Origin of the sequence: Thermovirga lienii (assembly GCF_036847465.1) — a bacterium.
In the GTDB taxonomy this organism is placed as follows: domain Bacteria; phylum Synergistota; class Synergistia; order Synergistales; family Thermovirgaceae; genus Thermovirga; species Thermovirga lienii.
The window spans coordinates 22923-29399 of record NZ_DAITZW010000021.1 but is presented as its reverse complement, the minus strand read 5'-3'; the positions used below and the strand labels follow the sequence as shown (position 1 = coordinate 29399).

The window sequence follows — 6477 nt, the reverse complement described above, 5'->3', positions numbered from 1 at the left end:
AGTCGTTCCACTCCTCCTCCGTTACTCCCTTCCATAAGGGAACTTCCTTCCAAGAACGAAGCTTGACAACCATATCCCTTTCCCCCCACTACAGTGTTTTTTGAGCAAACTGTATATTTGTATGCATTCTTGCGCCCCTGCTAATATACAGCCATGCTGGTACCTTTGTCAATTTTTATGGGATTTGCAACTTCTGCAGGTTGCTATTAACGATTAGATTACCTAAAAACTGATAATATAGTAATATAGTTTCGACATAAACTTTGGGGGTAGGCACCTATGACGGACACCGAAAGGCAAATAGTAATACTAGCATTGGCCAATTTAAAAAGCGATGATCCCAATTTGTGGGGCTACGCTCGTTTGAGAAAGGCCATCTTTTTCTTACAGAAAGAAGAAGGTGTCCCCCTGGGATTTCATTTCCAGCTGGAACGAGAAAGGCCCATAAGTCCTCAATTGCAAATCTTTTTGGAAAAAATGAAATATGAAGGATTGCTCAAGTTCGTCGAAACTCCCCATGGCTACAGGATAAGGCCAAGCGCAAAAGGCAAAAAGATGCTTGAAGATAATCCCGGAGTGGTAGCACGTTATAAACAAGAAATACAGAGCACCTTAAACAAAGTAGAACATATGACCCTTACCGAACTTCGGTTAAGGTCTCTTGATGTATTCCTCAAAAACCCCGAGTAATCTTCCAAAACTATTTTATAACACCCCCTAAGTTCTCATTTGTGGCTTTACAAAATGAATTTTTCTGCTACTATCTGCTAGTAGCAGATGGTGAGGTGTTACAAGTGACAAGAGAAGAGCGTCTTAAGCAACTTAAAACCCTAATAGAGGAATCGACTGAACCTTTGAGTGGAGAGTACCTATCTAACATATTCAACGTAAGCAGGCAAGCGATAGTGCAAGACATAGCAATATTGAGAAATAGGGGATTTCAGGTGGTTTCGACCCCTCAAGGTTACTTTTTGCCTAAGGATTCGAAGGTCTATAGGAGAATCATAGCGGTAAAACACTCACCTGAGGACATAACGACAGAGCTTATGACCATAATTTCTCTTGGTGGAAAGGTAATAGATGTAATAGTTGAACACCCCATATACGGCGAGATAAGAGGAAATATAAACGTAGCAACACGAGACGACGTAGTGAAGTTTGTAACCTTGATGCAGAGCACAGGGCAAAACCCGTTACTTTCCCTATCCCAAGGGTTTCACCTTCATACGATCGAAGCCGATTCTGAAAGAAACTTAGACGAAATAGAAAAAACCCTAAAAAATAAAGGATTCCTTGTAATGTAGTGACAGAAGGGAGCGATATCTGTTGGTTGAGAAGGAAAAATATTTACTCTTGGCTGCCGTAACCATCACCATATTGAACTTCATAGTGCCATATACGGTCCTCAAAAACTCTGGAGCTTTTGCCTTTTGGATCTTTTTGACTCTCCTAACCCTTGGAATAGGTTACGTCTTCACAAGCAGCTGGATAAAACCACGGCAAGGAGGAAAACTCAAATGAGCGCCTCCGTCTTGATATACTCCATCTTGGCTTGGTTTGCTTTAGGAGCTTTCTTGTCATGGAGAGCAAAGAAAAAACAGGCTGAAAGCATGGCCGAATATTTTATTGGCAACAGAAGTATTGGTGGGTTTCTCTCATCAATGACATACAGTGCCACCACATACAGCGCATTCATGATGGTCGGCCTTGTTGGAATAACATATAAGACTGGAATAACAAGCCTGGGCTTTGAGCTGTCCTACCTTATAGGTACCATTTTCTTGCTTATGATCTTTGCACCAAGATATTGGTCGGCAGGTAAGCTTTACAGCGTGGTGACGCCTTCAGAAATGTTCTCCGTTCGTTACGAAAGCCCCAAGGTCGGAGCAGCTGCGGCCTTCCTGTGTCTGATCATGCTCATACCTTACGCCTCCGTGCAACTCATGGGTACAGGGTACCTGCTGGAGACGTTGTCCAATGGAGCCATATCGTTCACAACGGCAACCATAATAATAGCCCTCATGTCCTTCGTCTTCTCTTGGTGGGCTGGAATACGTTCGGTCGCCTTGACAGATGCTCTTCAGGCCAGCGTCATGCTTATAGCTAGTGCAATGCTGGCCGCCTTCGTGGCTTTCGTACTGCTACCTGATGCCGGAGAGAGCATAAAAACCATAAACCCAAACGCCATGAAGGTTACCTGGCCCTTCCCTATGTTCTTAGGTCTTACCCTTCCCTGGTTCTTTTTTGCCGTAACTAACCCTCAGGTAGTACAAAGGCTCTACATACCAAAAAATAAAACAAGCATAAGAAACATGATATTGGGTTTTTCCTCTTTTGGTTTTATTTACACCCTTTTGTGCGTATTTTTCGGCATATCCGCATCCAAGTTAATACCAGGGATATCTGTAGCAGACAAGGCCATGCCTCGCCTACTATCCATGGTTCCGTACCCTCTGGCCCTGATCGTTACACTCAGCATAATAGCCGCAGCAGTCTCCACCATGAACTCCATAATATTGACATTGAGCTCCATGTTTGGCAGAGACATCCTTAAGGCCTTGAACCCAAACATCCCAGAGGAAAAAGAGCTTTTGCTGAGCAAAATATTGATCCCAATAATAACGGGAGTTTGTCTACTCTTCGCCCAATACAAGTTGAACATGATTGCCGTCTTGTCGTCCATGGCCTCAGGAGGATTACTGATGCAATTGCCAGCAATATGGGGAACCTTTTTCTGGAGAAAGGCCACTGCGGAAGGAGCCTTCTGGAGCATCGTTATCGGTGGGCTAGCTGTAGGAAGCATGTACGTGACCGGTATGAAACCCCTGGGGCTTTGGCCTCCCGTTTGGGGGATAATAATATCTTTCGCGGTTTTTCTGGCACTTAGCCTATTTACAACCCCTCCGTCCAATGCTGACGGCTTCATAGATAGCCTAAAAGAAGAGCTAGAGAAATTTTAACGCCTTTTGCCCCATTGGGTAATCAACGTGAAGGCCAGCTTTCAAGTAGACTAGCGCTGGCCTTCACAATAAGTCTTGAAGGCTTCTCGCAGTTTCTTGATCTCCTCTTTCTCCAACTGCATAGGGGTCCCTGCACATCTTGCCTTGTAATATATTTCCGCAAGAAGCTCAGCTGCCTCTGCAACCGTCAAAGCTTCTTTTAAAGAGGTTCCAACCGCTACCATACCATGATTAGCCAAAAGTACTGCATTGCTGGTCCCTATACTGGTCGCGACATTAAGGGCCAGCTCCTCTGTCCCGAAAGTCGCATAAGGAGCTACTGGGACCTTTTCCCCACAGAAGGCCATGTAATAGTGAATGGGGGGAATCTCCCATCCAAGACACGCCAGGACGGAGCAGTACAGAGAGTGAGTGTGCACCACCGCTCTTATGTCTTCCCTCGCCTTATACAATGCAAGGTGTAAGCTAGTCTCCGTGGAAGGTTTGCAAGAACCGTCTATAACTTGTCCATTTTTTGAAACTATCAAAACGTCATCGGGCTCCATGCTGTCGTAAGGAACGGCACTTGGAGTAATCGCGACGTGCTCTCCATCATCCGTCAAGAGACTCAAATTACCACCAGTGCCCTTGGTCAAGCCTAATTGAAGCATCTTCCTGCCGTAAAAGACTACTGCTTCTCTCTCTGCCTGGTAAATCATCTCAAAATTCACCACCTTCTGTAGTATCTTAACACGCTCGCGATGCGATAGAAGCAAGAAAATGGTATACTTTGTAAAAAGTACTAGGGAGTGGTCAGTATGCATAACCAAATAGTTTCATCCATACCTATTTATCAGGTTGATGCCTTTACCACAAAACCTTTCAGAGGAAACCCTGCTGCCGTCTGTCTTCTTGAGACATTCCTGAAAGAAGATCTCATGAAAGACATAGCTGCAGAAATGAACTTATCTGAGACCGCATTCGTAGTTCCGTTAGAGGAAGAATACGGTAAGGCCAACCTCTTTGCCATACGGTGGTTTACACCAGAGGTCGAAGTGCCCCTCTGCGGCCATGCAACCCTCGCCTCTTCTTTGGTCCTCTTTAGGGAGGTGGGCGTGCCAACGGAAAGTATAACCTTCGAAAGTAAAAGCGGAAAATTGGAAGCAAAATTCAAAGAAGGAGAGGTAACACTGGACTTTCCTATCAACCCGCCGGAGGAAGTAACCCCTCCTGAGGACATACTGGCTTCCCTGAACATAAAAAGCTACATTAACTGCTCTATATCTGAACAAGCAGAAATGCTTTTAATTCACGTCGAAGATGAAGAAGTCGTAAAGACCCTCAAACCTAATTTTACAAAGATGCTTCAAGGAAACAAAAAGGGATTGAACTTCCAGGGGGTCATCGTAACCGCTGCATCCAAAGAATTCGATTTTGTCTCCCGATACTTTGGCCCATGGGAAGGGTTAAACGAGGACCCTGTGACTGGCTCTGCACACACCGTACTGGCTCCCTACTGGGCGCAGATCCTGAAAAAAAATTCCTTCTTGGCCTACCAGGCATCCAAACGTGGAGGAAAACTGAAAGTGAAAATCAAAGACAAAAGCCGCGTTGAGATAACAGGAGAAGGGAAAATAGTCCTAAAAGGGAGGCTCTTTCTTTAAAAAGGTTTGCGTGGAGGTTTCCCCTCCACGCAAACCCCATGTTCATTGAATCTACTGAATAGCAGGAAATCCTCCTAACGTAGATAGCTTGGATTCGTCTACGGATACCTCAAAGCGTCCCTTCAACTTTTCAATCTCCTTATCCAAATACCACTGCTGAATGTCCTCCCTTATCTTCGGAAGAGCTTCCTCAAAGGTCAATTGCTTGCTGGGCGACTTCTCTAAAACCTCGACTACATGCCAGCCATATTGAGTTTCTACAGGGCCTCCAAGGCTTTTTTCTTTGATGGAGAAAATAAGATCCTCGAACTCCTTGACAGTTTGTCCCCTTTGAATCCATCCCAAGTCTCCACCCTTGCTTGCGCTGCCTGAGTCTTGACTATACTCCTTGGCTGCATCGCTGAAGCTCTTCTCTTTTGCAAGAATCTCAAGCAAAACCCTGTCTGCTTTTTCCTTGGAATCGACCAGTATGTGCCGAACATGAACAGCTTCTGGCCTAACATACTTGTCCTTGTTTTGCTCGTAATACTTCCTCAGATCCTCTTCCTTGAAGCTCCAGCTGCCGGATATCTTGTTTATATAGGATTGAGCGAGAACGTTTACGGCGTTCCATCGCAAGGCAAGGGCCGTCTCCGGATCCAACTGCAGACCTTCCATTTGTGCAGCTTGAGAAAGCAAAAGGGCAGCAACTACGTGATTGGCAAAATCCTTTCGCTGAGCCATGGTTGTCTGGGCCAACACAAAAGGAGCAAAATTCTTTTGAACACCTGCCTGCTTCACCAATAAAAGAACTAGCTCGTCTTCACCTACAGTCTCGTCACCAACCGATATAACCTTCTCATTTTCCTTCGCTGCGGCAAAACCTGCGAATACTGCTACAATCGAAACCACCAACAATCCCACCAACAGTCGCTTCATTGAAATCTTACTTAACATGACCGTCCTCCTAGCTTTATTGTTTTGTGAAACTTAACCGCTAATCCTTCTTGTTCGAAGGAGCTCCATAATAGGGAGCAGGCACATAGTGCACTGAAGGCCTCCGCTGAGTAGATTGGGGATAAAGCTGCATTATCTCCCTTATCTCATCTGGCATATCCGTGTTGACAAACAGACCCAGTTTTACGGCTTCTTCACTGCTTATTGGATAGTCGTGGGTCCAGGTTCCTTGAGTAAGGACAGTGGCTATCCTTTCCGCTTCCTCCTCGGATATATTGTCTATCAACAGGTCTTTCACAAACTGCTTGGTCTGGACCATTGCTTTCTTGGATATATCGGCAAGGATCAACGTCTGATCATCTACCTCCGATATGGGCTTCTCCTCTACGGCCTTGATGATGGATGCAGCAGGAAATTGTCCTATTTGGGGATCCACAGGACCTAAGACCGCATGTTTGTCCATAACTATCTCATCCGCGGCAAGGGCTATCAACGTGCCGCCAGACATAGCATAGTGAGGAACAAAAACAGTGACCTTTGCTGGATGTTTATTAAGGGCCGCAGCAATTTGCTCTGCTGCCAAGAGCAACCCACCTGGCGTATGCACTATCAGGTCAATAGGCGTATCCTCCGAGGTCATCCTTATAGCCCTCAATATCTCCTCTGAATCCTCTATGTTTATGAAGTTTCTCGCAAACATCCCTAAGAAACCTACAGTCTCTTGTCTGTGAATAAGGGTTATTACGCGACTTCCTCTCTTTTTTTCAAGAGCTCTAAGAGCTGCCACTCTCATTCGTTCAAGGTTCCACTGCTTCATCATGGGGAACACAAAAAAGAAGAGCATTAAAATCCAAAAAATATCCACACCAAACATACCTTCACCTTCCTTCTTATAAGCTCAGCTAGCCTGCCCAGGTCAGACAAGTATACCAAAACAG

8 protein-coding genes are annotated in these 6477 nt (G+C 45.3%); 5 read left to right on the top strand and 3 right to left on the bottom strand.

Going from position 1 to position 6477, the window contains the following annotated elements:
- Nucleotides 1-279: 279 nt before the first annotated feature.
- From V7Z69_RS06725 to V7Z69_RS06710, 4 genes are all read left to right on the top strand, one after another.
- Entirely contained in the window at nucleotides 280-690 is a 411-nt protein-coding gene (locus tag V7Z69_RS06725; protein WP_334139301.1) for a hypothetical protein, read from the top strand.
- Nucleotides 691-794: 104 nt separating this feature from the next.
- Nucleotides 795-1304 carry a transcription repressor NadR gene (locus tag V7Z69_RS06720; RefSeq protein WP_334139300.1) on the top strand — a complete coding sequence of 170 codons (510 nt, stop codon included), beginning with the start codon at nucleotides 795-797 and terminating at the stop codon, nucleotides 1302-1304.
- A gap of 22 nt (nucleotides 1305-1326) precedes the next feature.
- Nucleotides 1327-1521: a hypothetical protein gene (locus V7Z69_RS06715; protein WP_014163536.1), complete on the top strand. Its 195-nt coding sequence runs from the start codon at nucleotides 1327-1329 to the stop codon at nucleotides 1519-1521.
- A complete protein-coding gene (locus tag V7Z69_RS06710; protein WP_014163537.1) occupies nucleotides 1518-2960 on the top strand; it encodes a sodium:solute symporter family protein in 1443 nt (480 codons plus the stop codon). Before V7Z69_RS06715 ends, V7Z69_RS06710 begins: the two co-directional genes overlap by 4 nt.
- 50 nt (nucleotides 2961-3010) lie before the next feature.
- Here V7Z69_RS06710 and V7Z69_RS06705 read toward each other — a convergent pair whose 3' ends face one another.
- Entirely contained in the window at nucleotides 3011-3670 is a 660-nt protein-coding gene (locus tag V7Z69_RS06705) for a class II aldolase/adducin family protein (RefSeq protein ID WP_334139299.1), read from the bottom strand.
- An 87-nt stretch (nucleotides 3671-3757) separates the two neighbouring features.
- Between V7Z69_RS06705 and V7Z69_RS06700 the strand changes: the two genes are divergently transcribed.
- Nucleotides 3758-4603 (top strand): PhzF family phenazine biosynthesis protein, encoded by an 846-nt coding sequence (locus tag V7Z69_RS06700; RefSeq protein WP_014163539.1) that lies wholly within the window; start codon nucleotides 3758-3760, stop codon nucleotides 4601-4603.
- A 51-nt stretch (nucleotides 4604-4654) separates the two neighbouring features.
- Here the strand turns inward: V7Z69_RS06700 and V7Z69_RS06695 are convergent, their stop codons facing one another.
- Together V7Z69_RS06695 and V7Z69_RS06690 are read right to left on the bottom strand one after the other, a co-directional pair.
- Entirely contained in the window at nucleotides 4655-5539 is an 885-nt protein-coding gene (locus tag V7Z69_RS06695; RefSeq protein ID WP_334139298.1) for a peptidylprolyl isomerase, read from the bottom strand.
- Between the two features lie 40 nt (nucleotides 5540-5579).
- The gene (locus tag V7Z69_RS06690) at nucleotides 5580-6413 is read right to left on the bottom strand and encodes an SDH family Clp fold serine proteinase (RefSeq protein ID WP_334139297.1); all 834 of its coding nucleotides are present in this window, start codon (nucleotides 6411-6413) and stop codon (nucleotides 5580-5582) included.
- Nucleotides 6414-6477: the final 64 nt, after the last annotated feature.

Excerpts from the sequence above, each read along its gene's own strand:
- V7Z69_RS06725 (WP_334139301.1), top strand. The coding sequence starts at position 280 with ATGACGGACACCGAAAGGCAAATAGTAATACTAGCATTGGCCAATTTA.
- V7Z69_RS06710 (WP_014163537.1), top strand. The coding sequence starts at position 1,518 with ATGAGCGCCTCCGTCTTGATATACTCCATCTTGGCTTGGTTTGCTTTA.
- V7Z69_RS06700 (WP_014163539.1), top strand. The coding sequence starts at position 3,758 with ATGCATAACCAAATAGTTTCATCCATACCTATTTATCAGGTTGATGCC.
- V7Z69_RS06695 (WP_334139298.1), bottom strand. The coding sequence starts at position 5,539 with ATGTTAAGTAAGATTTCAATGAAGCGACTGTTGGTGGGATTGTTGGTG.
- V7Z69_RS06690 (WP_334139297.1), bottom strand. The coding sequence starts at position 6,413 with ATGTTTGGTGTGGATATTTTTTGGATTTTAATGCTCTTCTTTTTTGTG.